Source organism: Comamonas sp. BIGb0152 (genome assembly GCF_024809975.1).
GTDB lineage: Bacteria > Pseudomonadota > Gammaproteobacteria > Burkholderiales > Burkholderiaceae_C > Comamonas.
Window position 1 is genome coordinate 206,369 of sequence record NZ_JANUDY010000004.1, and the last position, 22,802, is coordinate 229,170.

A 22,802-nucleotide genomic window follows, 5' to 3' on the forward strand; every position below is an offset into this window, starting at 1 on the left:
GCTTCATCGCCGTCCCCGCAGAATCATGACCAGAAACACCACGCCGCCCAAGGCCCCTGCGGTGAGGCCGATGGGCACCTCGAACGGATAGATCAGCAGCCGCCCAGCGATATCGCAAACCAGCAGCAGGCTAGCCCCGCCCAAGGCCACCAGCGGCAAGGTGCGCGCCAGGTGGTCGCCCTTGTACAAGGCCACCAGCTGGGGCACGACCAGGCCGACAAAGGGGATGGCGCCCACGGCGATGACGGTGGCCGAGACGGTGACGGCGACCAACACCAGCCCCAAGGTGGCAGTGGCTGCATAGCCCATGCCCAGGCTGGTCGCCATCTCCTCGCCCATGCCCAGCACGGTAAAGCGCTGCGCATACAAATAGGCCAGCGCCACCACGGGCAGGATGACGTAGAGCATCTCGTAGTGGCCTTGCACGATGCGCGAAAAATCGCCCAGCAGCCAGCCCTGCATGCTTTGCAGGATGTTGTTGCGGTAGGCATAGAACTCGGCCACGGCGCTGAGCACGCTGCCGTACATCAGCCCGATCACGGGCACCAGGACGGTATTTTTAAAGCGGATGCGCGCGATGATGGCGACATAGAGCAGGCTGGACAAAAAGCAGAACAGCAATGCCAGCGCCATGCGGCCCGGCGCGCCGGCAGACGGCACCACCGTCATCGCGATCAGGATGCCCAGCTTGGCGGCATCCAAGCCGCCCGAGGTACCCGGCTCGACAAACTTGTTGCGCACAATGTGCTGCAGGATCACGCCGCACACCGCCAGGCCCGCGCCCGTTAGCACCAACGCCGCCAGGCGCGGCAGCCGGCTGGCCGTCAAGGTCAGCCAGGCATCACCCGAAAACGCCCACAGCTGCGACCAGGCCATCTGGCGCGCGCCCACCAAGAGGGAGGCCAGGCACAGCAGCCCAAAGCCCAGCAACCAACGCAAGCGCATCAGGCCGGCTCCCCGTCTGCGGCCATGCGCCAGCCCTGGGCGTGGGCACGCTGGGCCAGCCAATGCGCGTAGCGGCCCGGCTGCGCTGCCAGTTGCGCAGGTGTGCCCTGCTGCACCACCTGGCCGCCCTCCAGCACCAGCACCTGGTCGGCCATCGCAATGGTCGACAGCTGGTGCGCAATGACCACCAGGGTGCGCTGGCCGCGCAGGCGTGCCAGGGTCTGGGCAATCAGGGCTTGGTTCTCGGTATCGAGCGTGGCGGTGGCCTCGTCCACCAGCAAGATGGGCGCGTCTTTGATCAGCGCACGGGCAATGGCAATGCGCTGGCATTCGCCGCCCGACAGCTGCGCGCCGCCCTCGCCCACCGGGCTGTCCATGCCACCAGGCAGGCGCTGCGCAATGCTGTCCACGCCTGCTTGCTGAGCGGCTTCCCACACCTCGGCATCGCTGGCACCGGGCCGGCCAATGCGGATGTTGTCGGCCATGCTGCCGGCAAACAAATAGCTGTCCTGAAAGATCTGGCTGATCTGTGCGGCCAGCCGCACCTCGTCCATCTGCCGCACATCGGTGCCGCCGATCAGCACCGATCCCTGGTCCACATCCCAAAAGCGCGCCATCAGCCGCACCAGGGTGCTTTTGCCGGAGCCCGAAGCCCCCACCAAGGCCGTCATGCTGCCCGGAGGCACATGCAGGTTGATCCCGCGCAGCACGGCGGGGCTGCCTGCGCCATAGGAGAAATGCACATCGCGCAAGCTGATCGATGCATCGCGCGGCGGCTGAGGCAACTGCGGCTGCGGCAAGGGCTGCTGCGCAAAAAGGGCATCCATCGCCTCCAGCTGGCCCTTTGCGCTGCGCAGCGCATCGGCGTAACCCACCACCTCCAACAGCGGCTCCACAAAGCGGCTGATCAGCAGCATGGACAGCACGGCGCCCACCACCTGTGCAGGCGCCAGCGCCTGGCCGGCCTGCTGGTCCAGGCCAATGGCGACGGCGATCAGCAAGGCCGCAAACACGGCCTGCACGGCCCAGACATTGAGCACGGACGACAGCGCGGACACCGCAATCAAGCGCCCGGCCGACTGGCGCTGCTGGTCAATCGCCTGCGCGACCCAGCGGGTGCTTTGGCCGTCTTCGCCCTGGAAGGCGCGCAGCACCGACTGGGCCTGCGCAAACTCCACCATGCGCTGGCTGGTCTGGGCAAAGTCATGCTGAAAGGCGGCGTCCGCCCAGCGGCCCATACGGCCCGTCAGCACCAGCACACCCAACAGCAGCGGCAAGGCCAACAGCCCCACCAGGCCCAGGCGCCAGTCCTGCGCAAACAGCAGCGCCAGCACCACCAGGGGCGCTACCACACCGCTGATCACAGGCGTAAATACATGGGCCGGCAGCTGGGCCACGGCCATCATCCCCTGGGTGACCAGGTGGCTGACGCGAGCCGTGTTCTGCGCGCTAAACCAACCCATCGGCAAGCGCGCCACATGGGCGCCCAGCCGGTGGCGGCCGCTTTGCAAGATCGCTACGCCCACGCCCACCCCGGCTTGCTCTACCCGGCCGCGCCACCACCAGGCCGCCGCCACGGCGGCCAACAGCGCCAGCAACCAGCCGCCAGCCCCTTGCCACTGGCCTTGCAGCAGCTGGGCCATCAGCGGCAGCAGCAGGGCGGTACACAGGCCACACAGCGCGCCGTACAAGACGGCCATCCAGGCATAGCGGCGCAGCAGCGGCGCCTGCGGGCCCAGCAATAGCTGCAAGGTTTTCAGCATGGGCTGGCCCCTTGTGCGGCGGTATAAGCGCCCTCCCGCCATAGGCGGGCGTAACGCCCTTGCCGGGCCAGCAGGTCGGCGTGGCGGCCCTGCTCTACCAGGCGGCCGCCATCCAGCACCAAAATCTGGTCGGCCTGCAGGATGGTGTCCAGCCGGTGCGCGATCACCAGCACGCTGCGGCCTTGCGCCAGGCGCGACAGTGCGCGCTGTATCGCCGCCTGGCTGTCGGCATCCACGGCGGCCGTGGCCTCGTCCAGCACCACAATGGGCGCATCCATCAGCAACGCGCGGGCAATGCTGATGCGCTGGCGCTCGCCACCCGACAGCTGGGCGTCTTCGCCCACCACCGCGTCGTAGCCGCGCGGCAGCGCTGCAATGCAGCCATGCACATCGGCAGCGCGCGCGGCGGCCTCGATCTCTTCGATGCTGGCGAAAGGCCGGCCCAGCGCAATGTTGTCGCGCAGGCTGGCATGGACCAGGCGCACATCCTGCAGCACAAAGCCGATGCGCTGGTAGAGCTGCGCACTGCCGATGGCGCGCAGATCGGCCCCGCCCAAGGTAATGCGGCCTTCAGTCGGATCAAAAAACCGCAGCAGCAAGCGCGCGATGGTGGTTTTGCCGGCGCCCGAGGGGCCGACGATGGCGGTCACCGTGCCGGGCGCCAGCTGGAAGCTGATGCCTTGCAGCACTTGCTGGCCCGGCGCATAGGCATAGCCCACCTGGTCAAAACATACGTGGTTGTTCAGCGGTGATTGCTGCTCGCTGGTCGCGGGTTGTGCCAGCACGGATGTATCGAGCAGGGCCAGCACGCGCTGGGCCGCAGCGGCCGCGCCTTGCAGGTCATGCAGCAAGGTGTGCAGCAGCAGCACCGGCGCGCAGATGCCCGGGGCCACCAGCACAAAGGGCAGCAGATCCATAGGCGCCAGCGCGCCCTGGCTGCCCAGCAGCCAGCCACCGGCCAGCACAAAGCCGAGCACCGTGACCGGGGCGGCCATGCCATGGGCATGGGCCATGGCGCCGACCAGGGGGCGCACAAAATCCCTAAAGGCCTGGGCAAACGCATCCACCGCGCCCTGGTAGCTGGCCTGGCCCTGCCCGCTGTTGCCAAAGGCCTTGATGACCGGCATGCCGGCGACAAAGGCGAAGGCGGCGGATTGGATGCGCCCCATATGGCCGGCAAACGCGCCCATCTGCGCGCCACTGGCGCGCAGCGCCCGGCGCAGAAACCAGACATAGCCGGGGAACGGCAGCAAGGCGATCAAGGCCAGGCGCCAATCGAGCAGCAAAAGGTACAGCACCGCCATCGCAATCGCGCCGCCCGCGCGCGCCACCGAGGTGTAGAAATGCGCGCTCAGGCTGTGCAAGGTGGCGATGTCGTCTTGCAGCACCTGCTTGACCTCCCCCGAGGAGCGGCTGCTGAACCAGCCCAGCGGCACCTGGCCCAGCCGCTGCACGGCGGCCCGTCGCAGGCCGTGGGTAAGCTGGTTGTCCGCCCAGTGCGCCAGTACCTCGCCCGCCAATATCAGCAGAGCACCCGCAAACAGGCACACCAGCGCCACCCCCAGCAAGGGCCAGATGCTGGCAGCGCCATCCCCTTGCCCCATGGCGACCTGGACCATATGCACCATGGCTGCCAGCGGCACCAGGCCAAGCATGGCCCCCAAGGCGGACAACACGGCCGCAACGATCAAACGCCCGCGAATCGGTTGGAGTACCCGCCTGATAGGACCGGGCCCTGGGGCTGCGGCGGCTGCCGCGTCATCAGCATGCATGGGAGCAAGACCTAGAGAAAAACAAAAGCGCTCCGGTGCGTGCGCTGCCGCCGCTATCCAGCGCGGGGCAGCGCCTCTGCGGGGCGCCGGGCCTGCAACAGACCGCCAACGTCAACGCGAAACGCAACAAGAACAATAATTAGTTGCATCATACTAAACTAATTAATCACCGTACATTTTTTACAGCTATCGGAGCTGCGGTTTGCCTGACAATGGCTTGGCGATCCTCTGCAAAACGCCCCGCCATGGGCTGGACGCGGGCTTGGGCGACGCGCAGGCGTCTTCCGATCCGTGTCCATTTCCTGGGCGACGGTTCTGCAGCGGATTCCTAGCCTTCGGAGAGAACATGGACCCTGAGAAAAAAGCAGCCCCGCGCGGACGCCCGCGCCTGATCACCCAAGAGCGCATTGCCGATGCGGGCATCGAGATTGGCCTCCCCCACATCACCTTTGTGGGCGTGGCCAGCGCGCTGGGCGTGACCCATATGGCGCTGTACAAGCATGTGCCCAGCCTGGCCGAGCTCAAGCACATGGTGGCCGAGGAGATCTTCCGGCGCTGGGAGTTTTCTCTGCCCAAGGTGGGCCAACAAGAAGGGCTGCAGGACTACCTGGTCCGCTTTAGCGACTCGGTGCGCCAGTTCGCCAAGACCTATCCGGGCGTGACGCCGTATGTGATCCGCAGACTGGTCGCCACCCAGGCCATGCTCGACAAGATCGATGCGCACCAACAAGAGGTGGCGCAAGCCTACCGCATCACCAAGGAGCAATCACGCTGGCTGCTGGCCACGGTTGCCTTCCACGGCCTGGCTGCCGCCGACTCGGTGTACTCGGCCGCGCGCCAAGAGACCGTAGTGCCGACCAGCTACGAGGCCGAAACCGCCGAGATGGAAGAAGACCTGGCCCAAGGCATGCAGGCGCTGATCGCTGGCGCGTTGATGCGCGTGCAGCTCGATCCTGCACTGCAGCCCTGATACCCACACCCCACTGAAGCGGCGCTGAGCCCAAGCTCAGCCACGCTGCCCATTCCACTTGGGCACACCGCCTCAAGCGCGTACCGCGCCTTGCCAGCGCCTGCAGGTCTGCGGGTTTCAAAAAATATTTTCAAAAAGATGTCAGGAATGGATGCCGTCAAACGACTTCATCCATGTGGCAGCACTGTGCTGTGCACTTTCAACCTTTCATCACCAGGAAATACACCATGAACATCAAGACCCTCACCACCTTGGCCGCTGCTGTGCTCGCAACTTCCGCCTGGGCCGCTGGCAGCCAGGACAGCAAATGCGGCGCAGGCAGCTGCGGCAAAAAGGAATCGAGCACCAAGGAAGCCAAGTGCTCCAAGAAAGACGGCGGCTGCTCGAAAAAAGATGCTGGCTGCTCCAAAAAGGACGGCGGCTGCTCCAAGAAAGATGGCGCTGGCACGAAGTAACTCCAACAGCGGCACCCGCGGGAGACCTTCCCCTCTCCCGCCTCTCTCTCTCTCTTAAAAAGCACCTATTCCTATGTTGACACGCCATACCGCCCGATTGATATTGACCGCCAGCCTGGCTTTGGCTGGCAGCGCACAAGCCATGCGCACCGCCCCCGTGGGCAATGGCTCGGACTACCCGGCCTACGCCCCCGCAAACAGCAGCCTCAGCCGCGACCAGGTCCGGATGCAGTTCACCCAGGCCCGCATGGACGGCACGTTGCGCTTCGACGGTAATTTTGATGCGCCACCGTTCACCAACAACGCATCAGGCATGGGCCTCAGCCGTGCACAGGTCGTAGCGGATGCTGCCAAGGCCCGCATGGCCGGCAGCTTGCCACAGGGCGAGAGCTTTGGAGAGTAACGCAGGCCACGGGTTGGCCTCAGACCAGCCCCTGCCCCAACAGAAATGAGTACACCATGATTGGCCTTGGCTTCCGACGTGAAATGCTGGACTGGGACATGTCTGCCGTGCAGGCTGATTTCTTTGAAGTCGCGCCCGAGAACTGGGTGGGCAGGGATTTGACTCCTCTGCACGACCTCATCGCTTCTGGCCGGCCGGTGCACCTGCACGGCGTGGCCCTGAACCTGGGCGGCACCGCTGCGCTGGATACCGCCTTTTTGCGCGATCTGCGCCAGCTGATGGCGGCCTTGGGTGCGCCGCTGTACTCCGACCATATGGCGGCCAGCGGCGACAGCTACCAGCTCTATGACCTGTTTGCCGTGCCCTTTACCGCCGCGCAGGCGCGCCGCGTGGCGGACCGCATCCGCGCTGTGCAAGATGTGCTGGGCATGCGCATCGCTATCGAGAACACCACCTGGTATACCAATGTCGGCACCATGCCGGAGGCAGATTTTCTCGGTCTGGTTCTCGAGCGTGCCGACTGCCAGCTGCTGCTGGACCTCAACAACCTGTCGGTCAACCACAAGAACCACGGCGGCCTCAGCCCCCATGACTTTGTGCAACGCCTGGGCATGGACCGTGTGAGCTACATGCATGTCGCAGGCCATGAATTCGATACACGCTTTGACCTGTTCATGGATACGCACAGCCAGCCGGTTGAGGCCTGTACCCAGCAGCTGGCACACCGACTGACTGAGGACTACGGCACACCCGTGCTGCTGGAGTGGGACAACGATGTCCCGGGCATGGATGTCATCAACCAGGAGCTGTCATGTCTGCGAACTTCTACGACTACGTGAGAGGCGTCTCAGACCAGGTGCCCCCAGGCTACAGCGACAACGGCATGCGCGCCTACCGACACCTGGTTTTTTTGGGGGCCAGCCAAATGGTGGAAGCCCATTTTCCCGAGCTGCGCGAACAATTGGGCGAGACGGCATGGCGCGAATTGATCAGCGCCTTCGTGCGCGATTCCCGCTGGAGTTCGGCCTACTATGGAGATATGAAAGATGCATTCCTTGAATTCATTGAGCGCGAAAGCACGCGCGAAGATTGATGGCCTGGGCCTGCTGCTGCTGCGCCTTTGGGTGGGGCAGGAGTTTGCGCTGGCAGGGTTTCGTAAACTGTCATCCGGTTGGGAAGCTCCGGCCTGGTTTGCCGGCCTGGACTTTCCCATTCCGGTGAGTTGGCTGCCCGCCAGCCTCAACTGGGGCATCGCAGGCCTTGCCGAGCTGGTGCTGGGCGTTGCGCTGATCATCGGGCTGGCATCGCGCATTGCCGCGCTGGGGTTGATCGTCATCACCTATGTGGCGGTGTACAGCGTTCATTTCGACCTGGGCTGGGCCGGCTGGAACCAGATCGACAGCGATGCCGGCCTGGGCTTTAAAGTGCCACTGATGCTGGGCATCATGTTGGCAGCCATCGTCAGCCAAGGGCCGGGGCGCTGGTCTCTGGACCGTTGTTGCCGTCGATAAGCAAAGGAGTCTATGCACCGCATTGCAGCAGACATCACCGTTCAGTGGCGCAGCACCATGCTGCGCTTTGCACTGCTGCACCTTCCCTCTCGCGAAGAGGCCGAGGATGCTGTGCAAGATACCCTGACCGCGTTGCTGCTGCTTGACCGTGCCAGCTTTGAGCCAGCCAATGCCAAGAGCTACTTGTTTGGCATCTTGCGCAACAAGATCAGCGACCGGCTGCGCCAGAAGTACCGCGCTCCCGTGAGCTATGACGAGGCTTTCGAGGATGACCTTGACCAGACCTTGTTTGACGAGCGCGGTCACTGGGTGGAAGGGGTTGCCCCAGCTACCTGGGCCAGCCCCCAACAGCAGCTGCAAAATGACCAATTCTTCATCGTGCTCGACCTGTGTGTACACAAGCTGCCGACCAAGCCGGCGCGGGTGTTCTCGATGAAGGAATTTCTGGAATGCGAAGCCGAGGAGATTTGCAACACCTTGGGCATCACCAAGGCCGACTACTGGCAGTGCATGAGCCGCGCGCGCAAGCAGCTGCAGCTGTGCCTGCACCAAAACTGGTTTGACCAAGAAAGCGCGCCATGAAATGCCGTGACTACATTTTTCAACTCACCTCCGGGCAACTGGAGGACGCTGGCACCGCCACCAAGATCGCCGCCTGGCAGCACCGCATGGTCTGCTTTCGCTGCCGCGCCTTTAGCCGCAACGACCAGGCACTGCAAGGCCTGCTCAAGGGCTACAACGACCATATTCAGACCCCACAAGCGCCAGCGTCCAAGCCCGCCGACCAGTAATGCACAAGCAGGCTCGACAAGCCCGTGCGCCAGCACCCCACCCACGCCAGTCGCTGCATGGGCGCACAAAAACTGTACATAAATACAGTGCCATGTGAAAATACGCCTCTTTTGCACGGACACTGCCATGGACCACGTTGCCACCGGACTCTTTGACATCACCCTCCAGCCCCAAAGCCTTAGCCCCGTAGCAGAGACAACGGGTTTGGGTCGGCTCTCGCTGGACAAGGTCTTCAGCGGCGATCTGCAGGGCAGCAGCCAAGGCGAGATGCTGTCGTTCCGCAGCAGCATCCCGGGCTCTGCAGGCTATGTGGCCATGGAGCGCGTGCAAGCCAGCCTGCATGGCCGCAGTGGCAGCTTTGTGCTGCAGCACAGCGCCAGCATGGCGCAAGGCCAGTCCACGCAAAGCATCACCGTGGTGCCTGATTCGGCCACCGATGCGCTCCAGGGCCTGAGCGGCAGCATGCAGATCACGATCGACAACGGCCAGCATGCCTACCGCTTTGTCTACCAGCTGCCAGAGGCCTGAGCAGCCCTCCACACCCTCCGCGATGAACCCGTCCCGGGCCTGCGATGGCATGCAGGCCCGGGACTTTTTGCAGGGGGCGTCTTCGCGCTTCCCAGAAGACGAAGCCGCCCCGTAGAATCCAGAGCCCATCCTGTGCAACTCCCTGGCGACCCCAATAGGGGGTTCCCAACTTCAGCGCCCCCTCCGCGCCCCGCGCCCCGCGCAAAAGGCATGACATGACCCATGGCTTCCGCGACTCCCCCGACGGCCTGCGTTACGAGGAGCAGATCAGCGGGGCGATGCGGCTGTTTGTCGCCGCCATTGGCCTGGCGATGTTTCTGATCCCGGTGCCCTTTGTGCAGCATGGCCACTGGGGGCTGCCTTGGTGGCAGTTGCTGCTGCTGGCTGTCTGCATCACGCTGCCGGTGTTGCTGGGGCTGTTTTTTCTCTGCCTGGCGGGTGGGCGCTGCCTGCGGCTGCATTTTGACCAGCACCAGCGCTGCCTGGTGCGCCATGGGCGCCTGCCGCTGCGCCCGCGTGCCATCCCCTACGCCGATATCGAGCCGCCCACCGTGCTGGAGCGCAGTGCCGAAGATGGGCCCTACTATGTGGTGCGCGTGCGTGTGCGGGGCGAACGCGCCATGCACCTGAGCAGCTTTGGCCTGCAGGCAGAGGCACAGGCCTGGTGCCAGCGCATCGCGGACGAGCTCCAGCATTGATAAACCAAACGGCCACAAAAAAGGACTCTGCAGCGCAAGCACAGGGCTGGCACTGCACAGTCCAGGGCTGCAGAGTGGGCTGCAGCAGGGGCGGACCGGCTAAGGCCCACCTTAGGAACGCGGAGGCTTAGAAATTCGCCTTCAGGTTCAGGCGCACGGTGCGCGGCTCGCCGTAGATGGCGCCCGAGTAGAAGCCGTACTGGCGGTAGTAGGTCTTGTCGAACAGGTTGGAGATGTTCAGGGTGGCAACCAGGTCCTTGTTGACCTCATAGCGCGCCATCGCATGGAACAAGGTGTAGGCCTTCAGGTCGATATTGACATCGGCGCCCTGCGTGGGGTGGCTGGTGCCGGTAGCAACCTGGTGCATCTTGCTTTGCGCCGTGAGGCCGGTGCCCAGGGTCAGCCTGTTCCAGCTGCCGGGCAGGCGGTAGCTGGTGTTCAGGCGCAGCAAGTGCTTGGGGTCGTCTTCAGCACCGGTGGCGTTGGGGTTGTTCACCGACAAGAAGGTGTAGCCGCCATACACATTCCAGCTGGGCGTAATGCGGCCGGAGAAGTCCAGCTCAAAGCCCTTGGTCGTCACACCCGATGCGCCATTGACATAAGCGGTCACGCCTTCGTCGCCAGTCACATAGAGCGGGTCACCACCGGCATCCCGCGCAATGGTGGCTACATCCTTTTGCTTGTTGCGGAAGATGGCGACCGAGCCATCGAACTGGCCATCGAGCCACTCGCCCTTGACGCCGACTTCCATCGCGGTGCCGGACTTGGGGTCGAGGTAGGTTCCATCCACCCGGCGCTGCGACTGGGCTTCGAACACATCGGTGTAGCTGGCGTAGAGCGAGTAGTTGCGACTCAGGTCATACACGGCGCCCAGGTAAGGCGTGACCTGGTGGCTGAAGTCCGAGGTGACCACGCCGTTGGAGAAGTTGCGCTGCCAGCTCAGGCGAGCACCGACGATGACCGACAGCGGATCGGTGATGCTCAGGCGCGTGGCGGCATAGCTGCCATAGGTCTTGATGCGGGTGACGGTGTCCTTGCCATTGCGGGCGGTGGTGACGTCGCCAATGCCCTCGCCCGAGCGGATGAAGTCGCGCCAGTCGCCAATCGCAAAGCCGTTGCTGATGCGGTTCATGCAGGCGACGGCCTTGCCGGCGCTGTTAAAGCAGTCAATGCCGTAGGCGGTCGATGTGTTGTCGTTGTAGTTCGCGCCCATCATGAACTGGTGGCGGCGGCCCAGCGCCTCGAAGGGGCCGTTCAGCGTCCACTGCAGGTTCTTGGTGGTGCTGTGCGCCTCGGACAAATAGGTGTTCAGGTAGGCACCGCTGCCATCTTGGGCCCAGTAGCCGGCCGAGACCGTGCCCCGGTTGGCCTTGGCCACTGCCAGGTGGCTGTCCACATCGCCGCGCGTCCAGGTGCCCGATAGCTTGCTGGTCCAGTTATTGTCAAAGCGGTGCTCCAGAGCGCCAAAGATGGTTTTGCTCTCGCGCTCGCTGTAGCTCCAGTCGGCCGACGCATTCAGGCTGCGCGGGAAGTGCGTCTCGGTGCCATCGGCGTACCAGATGGGCACATTGGTGCCCCAGGTGGCGCCATCGATGCGGCGGCGCTCGTACTGCAGGCCCAGGCTGGCCTTGGTGTCGCGGCTGATGTCGGCCGCAAAGCTGGCCAGCAGACCCAGGGACTTGTCCTTCTCGCGGTCGCGGAAGGTGTTGGAGTCATCGCCGCTGATCACAAAGCGCGAGCGCACGCTGCCATCGGCATTGAGCGGCTGGTTCAGATCGGCGGTCAGGTGGCGGCCGCCATGGCTGCCCAGGGTCACACCCACGCTGCCAAAGCGGGTCTTGCGCGGCTCCTTGCGCAGCAGGTCCACCACGCCGGCCGGGTCGCCGGTGGCGCCCAGCAGGCCATTGGCGCCGCGCAAAATCTCTACCCGGTCATACAGGTCCATGTTGAGCGCCAGGCCCTGGCCGGAGAAGCCTGTCTGGCCGTTCATCAACGCGCCATCCACGCGGAAGTTGGTGATCTCAAAGCCCCGCGCCCGGTAGCTGGTGCGGCCGCCCACATCGAGCTGGGTGGCCGAGATGCCAGTGGCGTTGAGCAAGGCGTCATCCAGGGTCTGGACGTTTTCGTCGTCCATTTGCTGGCGGGTGACCACGCTGACCGACTGCGGTGTTTCGCGCCGGGTCAGCAAGAGCCCCGTGGCACTGGAGACCGCTGGGTTCTCGTAAGAGCGTGTGGCCTCGCTGGCATTGGTGGATTCGGCGCTGACCACCACTTCTTCGAGCTGGGTGGTGTCTGCCATGCGCTTGGCAGCGGCTGCGTCCGCCGGCGCGGTTTGCGCCAGTGAGGCTTGCGAACATACCGCCAAGGCGGCACATACCACCGGGCTCAACCGCAGCCAAACCGGCACCCCTACCACCGCTGCGCGCTTTTGATTCACCACCATGCCAACCCCTTTTTTGTCGCAAAGCTGGCACTGTAGAAACGATGGCGCCTCGCCATGTATTCGCCGCCTGTGGAAATGAAATGAAATGTATTCTCATTCGCATGTCCCGTTTACAATAGCCGGCGCTGCGCTGCTAGGCGCTGCCAAGCACAGCCATGGAAAACCTGCCCCTGATCCTGGTGGTCGAAGACGACGCCGATATGCGAGAGCTCATCGTGAGCTATCTGGCCAAATCACGCCTGCACACCCAGTGCGCGGCCGATGGCCTGGAGATGGCAGCTGCGCTGGCAGAGCGGCAGCCCGATCTGATTTTGCTGGACATCATGCTGCCCGGCGCTGACGGCATGGTGCTGTGCCAGCAGCTGCGCGCCCACCCGGCCACGGCGCAAATCCCCATCATCATGCTGACCGCGCGCGACAGCGTGCTCAACCGCGTGGTGGGCCTGGAGCTGGGCGCTGACGATTACCTGAGCAAGCCCTTTGAGCCGATGGAGCTGCTGGCCCGCATCCGCGCGGTGCTGCGCCGCGCCCGCCCCAGCGCCCCGCCTGTGCCCGGCGCACCCGCGCCGCAGGCGCCGATGCTGCTGCGCTTTGGGCGGTTTACCTTGGACCTGCGCCAGCGCCACCTGGTCTCGCCCAGCCAGGTGCTGATCAGCCTGGCCAGCTCGGACTTCCGCATTCTGGAACACCTGCTGCGCCACCCGCACCAGGCGGTGAGCCGCGACCAGCTGATGGACCTGGCCTTTGGCCGCGAGCGGTCCGCATCGGACCGGGCCGTGGATGTCTGCATCAGCCGCTTGCGCGGCCATATCGAGCTGGACAGCCGCAAGCCGCTGATCATTCGTACCGTGCGGCATGAGGGCTATATGCTGGTGCCGCCCCTGGCCCATGGCTGAATCCAAGCGGACTGAGACGGTTGCAGCGCACCCCAGCGGCTGGCGCGCCAGGCTGGCCCGCTGGCTGCCCGATACCTTGTTTGGCCGCCTGGTGCTGGTGTTGGCCGTCGGCATGCTGGCCACCCAGTTCCTCACCAGCAGCATCTGGCTGGATCTGCGCCACACCCAGACTTTGGAGACGCCCACCCGCGTTGCCGCTGAGCGCCTGGCCGATGCCATCCAGGTGCTGGCGCACAACCACCAAGACCCGCAAGCGCTGGCCTACCTGACCGGCCCAGGGCTGCAAACCCGGGTGGTGGACCAGGCTCAAGCCCCCTACCCGGCAGAAGACCCCGCACTGCAGCAAGAAGCCCAGGCCCTGGTCAACCGCGTGCTGCATGTGCGACTGCCGCAGGTGGCCGACGTCCAGCTGCTGCGGCTGCGGCTGGTGGATGCGCAGGGCCATGCCCTGCCCCGGTCCAGCTATTTCGGGCTCAACCCTTTCACGGTGGACTATGGCCTGCAGATCGAACTGACCGCCGGACGCTGGCTGGTGCTGGACACCCAGCTGAGCCCGGGCTGGCATGCGCAAAGCGGTTGGGAGGTGCTGGCCGATGTGCTGCTGCGCGTCTACCTGCTGCGCATTTTGGTGGTGGTCTTGCTGGTGCTGCTGGCGGTGCGCTGGGTGGTCACCCCGCTGCTGCGCATGGCCCAGGCGGCGCAGGCACTGGAGCGCGATGTGGTCGCCGCCCCGCGCATGCCAGAAAGCGGGCCACGCGAAGTGCGCCAGGCCGCCCACGCCATCAACCGCATGCAGCAGCGCATTGCCGCCAACCTGCAGGAGCGCACCCAGTTTCTGGCCGCCGTATCGCACGACCTGCGCACGCCCATCACCCGCATGCGGCTGCGCCTGGAGCTGCTCGACAGCGCTGAGCTGGAGCGTAGCAAGCGCAAGCTGCGCGGAGATCTCAGCTGCATGGAAGGGCTGATCGACAGCACCCTGGCCTTGATCCTGGCGCGCGAGCACCAGGGCCCGTTGCAGCAGATCGACCTCGATGCGCTAGCCCGCAGCATTTGCCAGGACCGGCAGGAGGTGGGCCAGGCGGTGGACATCCAGGGCCATATCCACGAGCCGGTGATGGGCCAGCCTGTGAGCCTGCGCCGCGCGCTGGACAACCTGATCGACAATGCGCTGCGCTATGCCGGAAGCGCATGTGTGGTGCTGGCGGAAGATGCGACCGATGCCTACCTCTGTGTGGAGGACAAGGGCCCGGGTATTCCTGCCGCCCATCTGGAGCGCATGCGCCAGCCTTTTGAGAGGGGCGACGCCTCACGCAACCAGGACACCGGCGGCCATGGTTTGGGACTGAGCATTGTGGATGCCATCGCCCAGGCGCATGGCGGGGCGCTGCTGCTGCGCAACCGCCAGCCCCAAGGCCTATCAGCCTGCCTGCGTATCCGCAAAAACCGGCACAGCCCGCTGTGACGGGCTGCGCGATACCGCCATACCGCGATACGGCGCTGCAATGCCTGCCTAGCCCAGGTGTCGCCTAGCCCGGCGCGCTGGCATGGCGTCGGTCAAAGAACATCCAGGGTTTTGATGGCCTGGGCGAAGCGCTGCAGCGCCTCATACGAATCGGCTTGTGCCAGCGCAGAGATATCCAGACCGCAGCCATCGATGTCCCCATCGGCATAACCCATGACCCAGTTGGGGAAGCGCCGCTCGGGGCCGGCTGGCCCACTGTCAATGACCCTGAAATCGCTGTGCCGGGGATCGGCGCGCAAATGGGCTTCGAGCACAGCCATGGTTTCGGGCATCCCTTCCACATACTGCGCAAACCAGTCGCCATCAAACACCAGCACCCCGGTGATGCCATGGATGGCATTCATCTCGCGCGCCTGTTTGACAATGCGCCCCACCTCGGTCGGCCCATAACCGGCGGCAAGTCTGCTGGTATAGAGAAGGGATTGGAGGGAGGAAGCCATGCTGCGCTTTCGCTGTCTGATAGAAACAGCCAATGTACGCCTGTCTCAGCGTATCAGCGGCAGTTGAGGTCTTTTTTGTCAACGCCATGCAGACAAGGCCTTCCTGGAGTGCTAGCGCCCACATCCATGGGCAGCGCACACAGTTTGCCCCCGGTAGCCGTTGCATGGCAGCTACCGGGGGCAAAGGGCTGCGCTGGCGTTCCAACGCTGCCAGGGATCGGACCCGCTTACTGGCCAAACTTGCGCTTGGCATCGGTCACGCAGGCATCCTTGGCATCACCGGCCATGGCATCGCAGCGCTCCTTGGCAGCCTTGTAGTCCGCTTCACGCGACTTGTCAGCGGCATCCTTGCGGGCATCGGCCACATCAGAAGGATTGGACGATGGCTTGGCGCTGACTTCAGCCACCTTGGCAGCTTCCAGGGCCTTCACGTGGGCAGCCTTGGCTTCCTTTTGGCAGACGTCCTTGGTGTTGCCAGTGGCGTCATCGCACTTTTCCTTGGCCACGTCGTATTCGGCATCAGCCTTGGCCTTGGCCAGGTCATGGCGGTGGCTTTCGGTCGGCTCGGCGCGGTGCTTGAGGTCCGCCATGGCGATCTTCTTTTGGCCGTCCGCCTGCTTCTTGCAGACATCCTGGGCGTTGCCCTTCATGGGCTTGCACTGGTCGCTGGCGGCCTTGTGCTCGGCTTCGATGCGGGTCTTCTCGGTTTTCTGTTCTGCCGAGGTCATGGCGAATACACCGCCGGAGAAGAAGGCAGCTGCACACAGGGCGGCGATAGTAGGTTGGAGCTTCATGGCGTTTGTTCCTTGGATCGTTTTGGTAAAGGGAGTCGACTATTTTTTGAGTCCATCAACGAAGCTCAAAAAATAATCTCCTGGGTGGCATCACATGCAACGCCTCCACAATGGCGGGGTTGCTGGCCTCAATGGCGTGAATGAATTATCAACAGCCACCAGCCCGCCGGCTGTGGGTGGCAGGACGCACACGCAGTCAGATTTCACCTACCCACTGAAATCCCCATTCCATGCCGCTCAGCGCCATGCAGCAGCCCTGCAAACCCTGGCAAAATTTGCGGCAACCCGAGGCCAAAAGAAGGCCTGCAATGGAGATGCACAGCGAATGGAAAATACCGCGATGAACACCGAGCACCGGCCACCCTGGGTGGCAGAGCAGCTGCTTGCCGCGCTGCAGGGCGACTGGCGTTTCAGCCGCAGTCTGCAAGAGCTGGCAACCTTGGCCCCGATGGGCAGCGTGCAAGGCCATGCCAGCTTCCAGCCCCTAGGCGCTGACGGGTCGCACTATGTGGAGAACGGCCAATTGCTGCTGCCAAACGGCGCATCGTTTCGCGCCAGCGGCAGCTATTTCTTCTGCCAGCAAGGCGCGGATTTGTGCATCTATTTCGATGCGCAGCAGCAGCGGCTTTTTCACCGGCTGCATCCCGCCGTCGACCAGGACGGGCAGCTGAGCGCCAGCAGCTCGCACCTGTGCGTGGCAGACCGCTATGACAGCAGCTACGCGTTTTTGCGCAGCGGCGGCTTTGTCATCGAGCACCAGGTGCGCGGGCCGCACAAGTCCTACCGCAGCTATACGCTGTATGAGCGGCCGCGCACGAATGGCGCGCATCCCTCCATAAAGGCATAACCAGGCGCAGGCCGCCCACCTCGAAGCGGCTCAATAATGCAAAAGGGAGCATGTTTCACATGCTCCCTTCTCCGTTTCAAACGCGCTTGTGTGCTTGTGAGCTTGCGCGTTTGTGCCTTTTTGCGAACCGGCCTCAGCCCAAGGAGGGCTTGCGTTGACCAAGGACGGTGGTCGGTATCCACCACCGCCTTGGAGCCTTCGCCTACTTGTTGACCAGCTCGCGCCAGCTGATGCGCTTGCCCAGCGGCTTGGGCGTCGCCACCGGAATCCTGATGTCGATAGGATTCTCCGGCACCAGACTGGGTGAAACAGCGCTGGTGACATCACCGTTTTGATTGGCGCTCAGGACGTTGCCTGATATCAGCCCTTCAATGGCCTCGCCGGCCATGCCGGTGGTGGTGTTCACCGCACGTCCCGTCTGGAAATCCAGATAATTGATCCAGCCCTTGCCACCCGCCACACAAGGCTCCGCCGACGGCACATTGCTCGCCACCACCAAGGTGGTGTTGGCCAGGCGCAGATCGATGTTGACGCGCTCGCCGACATCGGGAAGGTCTACAAACCAGCTCTTGGTGGCGTCGTTGCACACCGCATCAGACACGGTCGAGGCACATTGGAGCGTCCGTGTCAGCTTGCCGCTGGTGGTGACGTTCTTCAGTTCCGACTGCTTCAGGCCAGCACGGAACGACGCACCGCTGTTGCTGTAGCCATCGGCCACATCATCAATTCCATAGATGGTCTGCTGGCCGGTGCTGCTCAAATCCCCCAGGCCCAGCAGCTTGCCGGTCGCGACGAGGATACGTGGCAACGGGCTAAGGTTGGGGCTTTGCACCAGTTCCAATCGGGCGGTGATGGGCTGCACATTGCCATCCTTGTCTTTCAACTGCACGACCTTCTGCGCCTGGTAGCTGCCGCTGATCCACTGGTAGCGCCAGATATTGCCCTGGATGTCGCCACCGTAGAACAAGGTGCTGGTGTTGTTGCCACTCGGGTCCTTCATGAAGTTGTTCAGGTCCCTCATGCCGGCGCCATCGGGGTTGGTGATGGTTTGGATCACCGCGCCAGTGCCGGCATTGAGCACATAGACATAGCCCTTGCCATCGGCGTTGTTGTAGCCCGAGGTGAGCAGCGCCACCCAGGTGCCGTCGGGCATCTTGGTGATCAGCGGCTTGCCATAGCTTTGGCCCATGGTCGAGGCGCTCGCTTCCCACAGCGCTTTGGGCGTCTCAGGGTCGGTGATATCGAGCGCGTAATAGCCATTGCCGCCCTTGTTGAAGCCGCCCACCAGGATGGTTTTCCAGGCGCCGTCGTGGAAGATGTCGGCCATCACCGGCGAGCCATCGACAAAGTAGCGGTGGTTGCCGTCGTAGTTGTTGCTGGCCAGCGCCGGCATCGCAGGCATGACGGCCTTGGGCACAAAGGCCCAGGCTTCACGCGCTGCGGGGTACACGCTTTTGCCGCCAATCGTCTCTTGCTTGCTCAGATCGGTGTCCGCATAGAAGGCATGCAGCATGCCGTCATTGCCGCCCACGTACACCATGGGCCGGCGGTCCTTTTGCGCCAGGCGGAAGGCGGCATAGCCGGCATCGCGGTACTTGCGCTGGGGCTTGCCCACATACTGCGGCTGCGAGCCAATGATGTCGCCCAGACGGCTTTCACGGCTGCGGTAGAGCTTGGTGTCATCGCCTTGCACATAGCCTTCCTTGCTACGGTCGCCACGCAGGAACTTCACCAGGTTCTCACCCAGCGCTGCGGTCTTTTGCGTATCGCTCATCGGGCTGTACTGGGACAGCAGCGCCTGGGCCGCCGTGCCATTGAAGTGGCTTTGCAAACCGCCCAAGCTGGCCCAGTTGAAGTTCTTCAAGGTCGCACCATCCATGAAATAGATGCGGCGGTCATCGCTGGCCAGATCGCGGGTATCCAGCTTGGTCTTGGCAGACCAGCTGGGGATCAAGCTGCGCACGCCCGAGCTCGTATTGATCTCGTAGGCTTGCACCTCGCCCGACCAGCGGCCGCTGCGGTACAGCGCGCCAAAGGCAAAGTTGTTGCCCGCTTCGACCACGGCCGATGACACCGCCACACCGGCGCCAGAGCCCACGGCGGCACGGATATCGGCAAACACCTGGCCCAGGCCCGATTTAATGGCCTGCGGATCGTTGGCGCTGAAGTAAAGCCCCCGGCCATTGACGGCGGTATGCCAGAAGTCATCGATGGACTGGGGCTGCTCGTAGTTGGTGACGCCCGGCGCAGGCCACACGGGCCAGGTTTTGGTGCCGTTGCGGATGCCCGCAAAATCACCCGCGCCGTTCTTGTAGTCCTTGTCAAACTTCAAGGTGCCCGAGACGCCCATGCCGATCACATAGGTCGCCATGTGCTGCCAGGTCACCTTGTCATCTTCTGCACCCGTGCCCGCAGGCCTGACCAGGTTGGCCAGCTCGGGGCGCAGGTCGGTGCCGTAGTAGTACTGCGCCACATCGGCCAGAGAGTTGCGGCTGCCGCCCGTGACCGTGCTTTGCTCCACCGCATCGCAAGGCAGCTTGGTGCAGGCCTGGTGCGCAGCAGGCAGTTTGCTCCACACCACCGTGTTGGCTGGCAGTGGGCGGCCATTGGCGGGCAAGCTCATGCCGGCGGCTTCTGTCGCGCTGTAGCACTGCGCGGGCGATTCCAGATCCGTCACAGGGATCGTCACCGTGGAGATCAGCTGGGGCGTGCTCTCGGTCGAGCCCAGCAGGTTCACGCGGTGCGTGGTCGCCGTGCCGGAGAAGACCTTCTTCTTGCCCAGCACTGGTGTACAACTGGGCGCTGTGCAGTTGGCTGGCTGATCGGCGGAGAAGACGGTGGTGCTGCTCTCCACATTGCAGACCGTGACCTTGTGGGTCAGCGGATCGTAGCCGGCCGCACAGGCCTCGCCTTGCGGCACGGTGATGGTAGTGGGGCCCTCTTGCTCGCAGATGGTTTCCACACCATTGGCTGCCGTGCCCGTCGTGCAAGCGGCATAGTCGGCCGCACTGCTCAGGTAGTTCACCTGTTCCACCTTTGCGCAGGTCGTCGTGGTCCAGCCGTTGTCGCTGCTCGGGCCTGATTCCACGCAGGCGCCGTAAGCCATGTCCGTGGTGGTGCTCTGCGGATTGCAATCCGTCACGGCACCCGTTTGTGGGCAGCTTTGCACTGGCTGGTTGTACTGGTTGTTGGCCACGCATTTGGTGGTTACCCAGCCATTGCCGGCCGAGGGGCCTGGCGTCGTGCTACAGCTCGTGGTCTCGACCGGATCGGTGGTCTTGCCTTCACAGGTCACCAGGAAGCAGCCATTGGCAGCCGACGGACCTGCCGCCGTGCAGCTTTGCACGGCGCCATTGACCATGGAAGACGGCGAACCCGGGGCTGGCGTGCAGGTGCCGCCGCCGGAGCTGCATTCCACCCCCGTCCAGTTGTTGCCCGCAGAAGGCGACTGCGGCGTGCAGCTGGCGGCATAGCCCCAGTCCGAGTACTTCATCTCGCAAACCCTGTCGCCGGTGCAGCTGGCAGGGTTGACCGCAGCGCTTCCGTAGGCGGTCGTATAGGGCTCCTCGCAGGTCACGATGGTCGGCGAGGTGGACGCTACACAGCTGCTCGCTGGCACGCCTGTGCTGGAGTACTGCTGGGCAGCACCGCAGACCTTGTCCATCTGGGTCGCCGTGTTGGACAGATCCGGGCAGCTGTCGACAAACTGCGTGGTCGGCACCTTGGGGCCACAGGTGGTGTACACGTTGCTGCCACTCACACCTGCCGTGCAGAAGTTATTAACGGCTGATCCAACCGGCTCTTTGGCACAGACCGACTTCTTGAAGTCCGGTGCCACCGGGCTGGTGTTCACACACTGGGCATCGGTCACATAGCTGGTCACGCTGTGGCTGCTGTCGCAGCCGCTGAACAGCACCATGCTGGCGCTCACGCCGCTGGCGGCCAAGGCCGGGTGCAGCGTGCCGCAGGCAGGCACCGGCCCATTGATCGGAGAAACACCGGAGCTGCCTTCGCAATAAATGGTGCCCTGGCCAGGCTCAAACTGCCCATTTCTGCTGCAGACCGAAGCGCTGGTGGGCACCTCGCTGGTCTGGCACTCGACCTTGTAGTCGCCATCCATGCCGGGCGAACAGCTGGCATTCACCAGCTGCCACTGGTCACTGCCGACCAGGTTGCAGCCATAGGGCTCGCACACGCTCTTGTCCGTGGTCTTGAACGGAATCTCGCCAATCGCCTGGTTGATGTAGGAGTAGAAATAGCGCTTTTGCTCGACCCGCTTGTACACGGCCTTGCCAAAAGGCTCTTGCTTCTCGGTGGCCCAGGTCGTTCTCATGGCATTGCGGTACTGGCTCTGGGTGATGGCGTTCCAGGTGTATTTGTGCTTGTAGACGCGCTGGTAGACCATCTTGGTGGCAGCCACATTCCAGTAGGTGCGCATGGAATTGGCATAGCCCGTTTTCTTCTCGGCCTTTTGCTCCGTCCACAAGGTGCTCTTGTAAAAGCCCAGCACCGTGCCATAGGTCACCGCCTGGGTCTTCACGCTTTTCTTGGTGATCTTCTTGTAGGTCGTCTCGGTCTTGGTGCCGCCGCCAGGAACAAGGGTTTGCCAGCCTAGGCCGCAGGCGTTCCAGGCATAGCCAATGCTGGCGTCTCGGCGAAACAAGGAGCCGCTGGTGGAGCCGTCATAAATCGGGCGGGGGGTCAGGCCATCGGGCCCGGTCAGCGGCCGGTTGTAGGCCGGGTCGCTGTCGGGGCCATCTTGCTGGCCGACCAAGGTGGTGCCATCGAGCTGTAAAGCACCTTTGCCTGGGGTACTTTCCTGGGCGGTATTCCAATACCCGTCGGTCGTGACGATGGCATAGTGGCGCTGGCAGGCGGAGACCACGGGATCATCGAATGGGCTCATCGCCGCATTGATGCTGTCACTCTTGTTACCGTAATAGCGCCCGACGCGGGCCAGGGCTTCACGGGTGGGCGAGCTGCCGCCCGTCGGCGCCGATTGGATCGACTGCAACCAGTTCGCCTTGTCCGTGCTCTCGAAGTCCTTGACGGGCATGAACTTGAACACGCTGGAATTGGGTTTGGCGCCCGTCAGGAAACCCACGCGGAAGTTGTTGTCCAGCGCATTGAAGGCCAAGCTGATGGAAGACTTGGCCATGTTGATACGCGTGCGGTAGAAGCTGTACCAGATGGCAAAGTTCTGTTGCTGCGCCGCGGTCGTGATGCCCCGACGAATCCAGGAGCCATCGGGTGCGGTGGTGCTGCCCATGTTGATATTGGCGCTGGCCTGGTTCAGCAGCAAGCTGCCGTTGTCGACCTTGATGGCGCTGTTGCTGACCTTGTTGCAGGCACCGGCCGTGACATCGGCACCTTCAAATGAAGGCATCACCCCGCTTACCCGTGGCACCCATTCAAAATAATAGGCCGCTTGCGCAGGGTCGTTGTAGATGGTCTCTTGCCGCAAACGGGTGGAGATGTCGTAGGCCTGGAAGCTGGTGGCCAGGTTCACCGTGCCTTTGGAATGGTCGTAGCCATCGATCCAGGCGCCGGTAAAGATGGGTTGGGCATAGGCCGTGCCATCGGGCTGGGCTGGCAGCTCGTACTTGGCGGCGGGGTTGTAGTACAGGGTGTTGCACAACGAACTCTTGTAGCCCACCGGGAAGAAGGTCGCCGAGTAATTGACCGGGTCCCAGTCGTCCGGCATGTGAGACCACCTCATCGATTCCGAAGTGTCCATCAGCAGCATCACATTGGGCTTGTCCTGGTTGGCAAAGGTATTGACCGGCACATCGGCAATATCTACCGGGTTGTGGGGGGTATCGGCAATGGCCATGCCCCCGCTTACCGCACCGGCCACCAAGGCCGCCAAACCCAGCGACCACAGCAGCGGGCTACGCCAAGCGCGCGCCCCTGCCTTGCGGCCCTCTCTGTCTGCGAAAGTTATATTTTTCATCTATTCGCACTCCTCTTATTGGTCTAAATTTTTTCTGTCCGATCCCACGCAACCATGCCCGGATGCT

At 63.6% G+C, this 22,802-nt stretch carries 20 protein-coding genes; 13 read left to right on the forward strand and 7 right to left on the reverse strand.

Features of this window, described 5'->3' with window-relative positions; all coding sequences use genetic code 11:
• Positions 1-3: 3 nt before the first annotated feature.
• The 3 genes from M2375_RS09940 to M2375_RS09950 are packed head-to-tail and all read right to left on the reverse strand — an operon-like array spanning position 4 to position 4,480.
• Complete coding sequence (locus M2375_RS09940) at positions 4-945, reverse strand: ABC transporter permease (RefSeq protein ID WP_259165601.1); 942 nt, start codon at positions 943-945, stop codon at positions 4-6.
• Positions 945-2,708, reverse strand: coding sequence for an ABC transporter ATP-binding protein (locus M2375_RS09945; protein ID WP_259165602.1), 1,764 nt, complete (start codon positions 2,706-2,708; stop codon positions 945-947). The genes M2375_RS09940 and M2375_RS09945 overlap by 1 nt, the downstream gene beginning before the upstream one ends.
• Complete coding sequence (locus M2375_RS09950) at positions 2,702-4,480, reverse strand: ABC transporter ATP-binding protein (protein WP_259165603.1); 1,779 nt, start codon at positions 4,478-4,480, stop codon at positions 2,702-2,704. Before M2375_RS09950 ends, M2375_RS09945 begins: the two co-directional genes overlap by 7 nt.
• 346 nt (positions 4,481-4,826) lie before the next feature.
• On the opposite strand from M2375_RS09950, the gene M2375_RS09955 reads away from it, so the two are divergent.
• From M2375_RS09955 to M2375_RS10000, 10 genes are all read left to right on the forward strand, one after another.
• Positions 4,827-5,450: a TetR/AcrR family transcriptional regulator gene (locus tag M2375_RS09955; protein ID WP_259165604.1), complete on the forward strand. Its 624-nt coding sequence runs from the start codon at positions 4,827-4,829 to the stop codon at positions 5,448-5,450.
• 227 nt (positions 5,451-5,677) lie between these two features.
• Positions 5,678-5,905: a hypothetical protein gene (locus M2375_RS09960; RefSeq protein WP_259165605.1), complete on the forward strand. Its 228-nt coding sequence runs from the start codon at positions 5,678-5,680 to the stop codon at positions 5,903-5,905.
• Positions 5,906-5,978: 73 nt separating this feature from the next.
• A complete protein-coding gene (locus M2375_RS09965) occupies positions 5,979-6,308 on the forward strand; it encodes a hypothetical protein (protein ID WP_259165607.1) in 330 nt (109 codons plus the stop codon).
• Positions 6,309-6,364: 56 nt separating this feature from the next.
• Entirely contained in the window at positions 6,365-7,147 is a 783-nt protein-coding gene (locus M2375_RS09970) for a DUF692 family multinuclear iron-containing protein (protein WP_259165608.1), read from the forward strand.
• Complete coding sequence (locus tag M2375_RS09975; protein WP_259165611.1) at positions 7,120-7,401, forward strand: putative DNA-binding domain-containing protein; 282 nt, start codon at positions 7,120-7,122, stop codon at positions 7,399-7,401. Before M2375_RS09970 ends, M2375_RS09975 begins: the two co-directional genes overlap by 28 nt.
• The gene (locus M2375_RS09980; protein WP_259165612.1) at positions 7,364-7,819 is read left to right on the forward strand and encodes a DoxX family protein; all 456 of its coding nucleotides are present in this window, start codon (positions 7,364-7,366) and stop codon (positions 7,817-7,819) included. Before M2375_RS09975 ends, M2375_RS09980 begins: the two co-directional genes overlap by 38 nt.
• 12 nt (positions 7,820-7,831) lie before the next feature.
• A complete protein-coding gene (locus M2375_RS09985) occupies positions 7,832-8,401 on the forward strand; it encodes a sigma-70 family RNA polymerase sigma factor (protein WP_259165613.1) in 570 nt (189 codons plus the stop codon).
• Positions 8,398-8,610, forward strand: coding sequence for a hypothetical protein (locus tag M2375_RS09990; protein WP_259165615.1), 213 nt, complete (start codon positions 8,398-8,400; stop codon positions 8,608-8,610). The genes M2375_RS09985 and M2375_RS09990 overlap by 4 nt, the downstream gene beginning before the upstream one ends.
• Positions 8,611-8,737: 127 nt before the next feature.
• A complete protein-coding gene (locus M2375_RS09995; protein ID WP_259165617.1) occupies positions 8,738-9,139 on the forward strand; it encodes a DUF3224 domain-containing protein in 402 nt (133 codons plus the stop codon).
• A 215-nt stretch (positions 9,140-9,354) separates the two neighbouring features.
• Entirely contained in the window at positions 9,355-9,837 is a 483-nt protein-coding gene (locus tag M2375_RS10000) for a hypothetical protein (RefSeq protein ID WP_259165618.1), read from the forward strand.
• Positions 9,838-9,964: 127 nt separating this feature from the next.
• Here M2375_RS10000 and M2375_RS10005 read toward each other — a convergent pair whose 3' ends face one another.
• Positions 9,965-12,280 (reverse strand): TonB-dependent siderophore receptor, encoded by a 2,316-nt coding sequence (locus tag M2375_RS10005; RefSeq protein ID WP_259165621.1) that lies wholly within the window; start codon positions 12,278-12,280, stop codon positions 9,965-9,967.
• A 155-nt stretch (positions 12,281-12,435) separates the two neighbouring features.
• On the opposite strand from M2375_RS10005, the gene M2375_RS10010 reads away from it, so the two are divergent.
• Both M2375_RS10010 and M2375_RS10015 read left to right on the forward strand, forming a co-directional pair.
• Positions 12,436-13,176, forward strand: coding sequence for a response regulator (locus M2375_RS10010; RefSeq protein ID WP_259165623.1), 741 nt, complete (start codon positions 12,436-12,438; stop codon positions 13,174-13,176).
• Positions 13,169-14,641, forward strand: a complete 1,473-nt coding sequence (locus M2375_RS10015; protein WP_259165625.1) for an ATP-binding protein — start codon at positions 13,169-13,171, stop codon at positions 14,639-14,641. The genes M2375_RS10010 and M2375_RS10015 overlap by 8 nt, the downstream gene beginning before the upstream one ends.
• A 92-nt stretch (positions 14,642-14,733) precedes the next feature.
• Here M2375_RS10015 and M2375_RS10020 read toward each other — a convergent pair whose 3' ends face one another.
• Both M2375_RS10020 and M2375_RS10025 read right to left on the reverse strand, forming a co-directional pair.
• A complete protein-coding gene (locus M2375_RS10020; RefSeq protein WP_259165626.1) occupies positions 14,734-15,141 on the reverse strand; it encodes a BLUF domain-containing protein in 408 nt (135 codons plus the stop codon).
• A 227-nt stretch (positions 15,142-15,368) separates the two neighbouring features.
• Complete coding sequence (locus tag M2375_RS10025; protein WP_259165627.1) at positions 15,369-15,935, reverse strand: hypothetical protein; 567 nt, start codon at positions 15,933-15,935, stop codon at positions 15,369-15,371.
• Between the two features lie 340 nt (positions 15,936-16,275).
• On the opposite strand from M2375_RS10025, the gene M2375_RS10030 reads away from it, so the two are divergent.
• On the forward strand, positions 16,276-16,782 hold the full coding sequence (locus M2375_RS10030) for a DUF6314 family protein (protein WP_259165628.1): 507 nt from the start codon (positions 16,276-16,278) through the stop codon (positions 16,780-16,782).
• Between the two features lie 202 nt (positions 16,783-16,984).
• Here the strand turns inward: M2375_RS10030 and M2375_RS10035 are convergent, their stop codons facing one another.
• Complete coding sequence (locus tag M2375_RS10035; protein WP_259165629.1) at positions 16,985-22,735, reverse strand: PilC/PilY family type IV pilus protein; 5,751 nt, start codon at positions 22,733-22,735, stop codon at positions 16,985-16,987.
• Positions 22,736-22,802 lie beyond the last annotated feature (67 nt).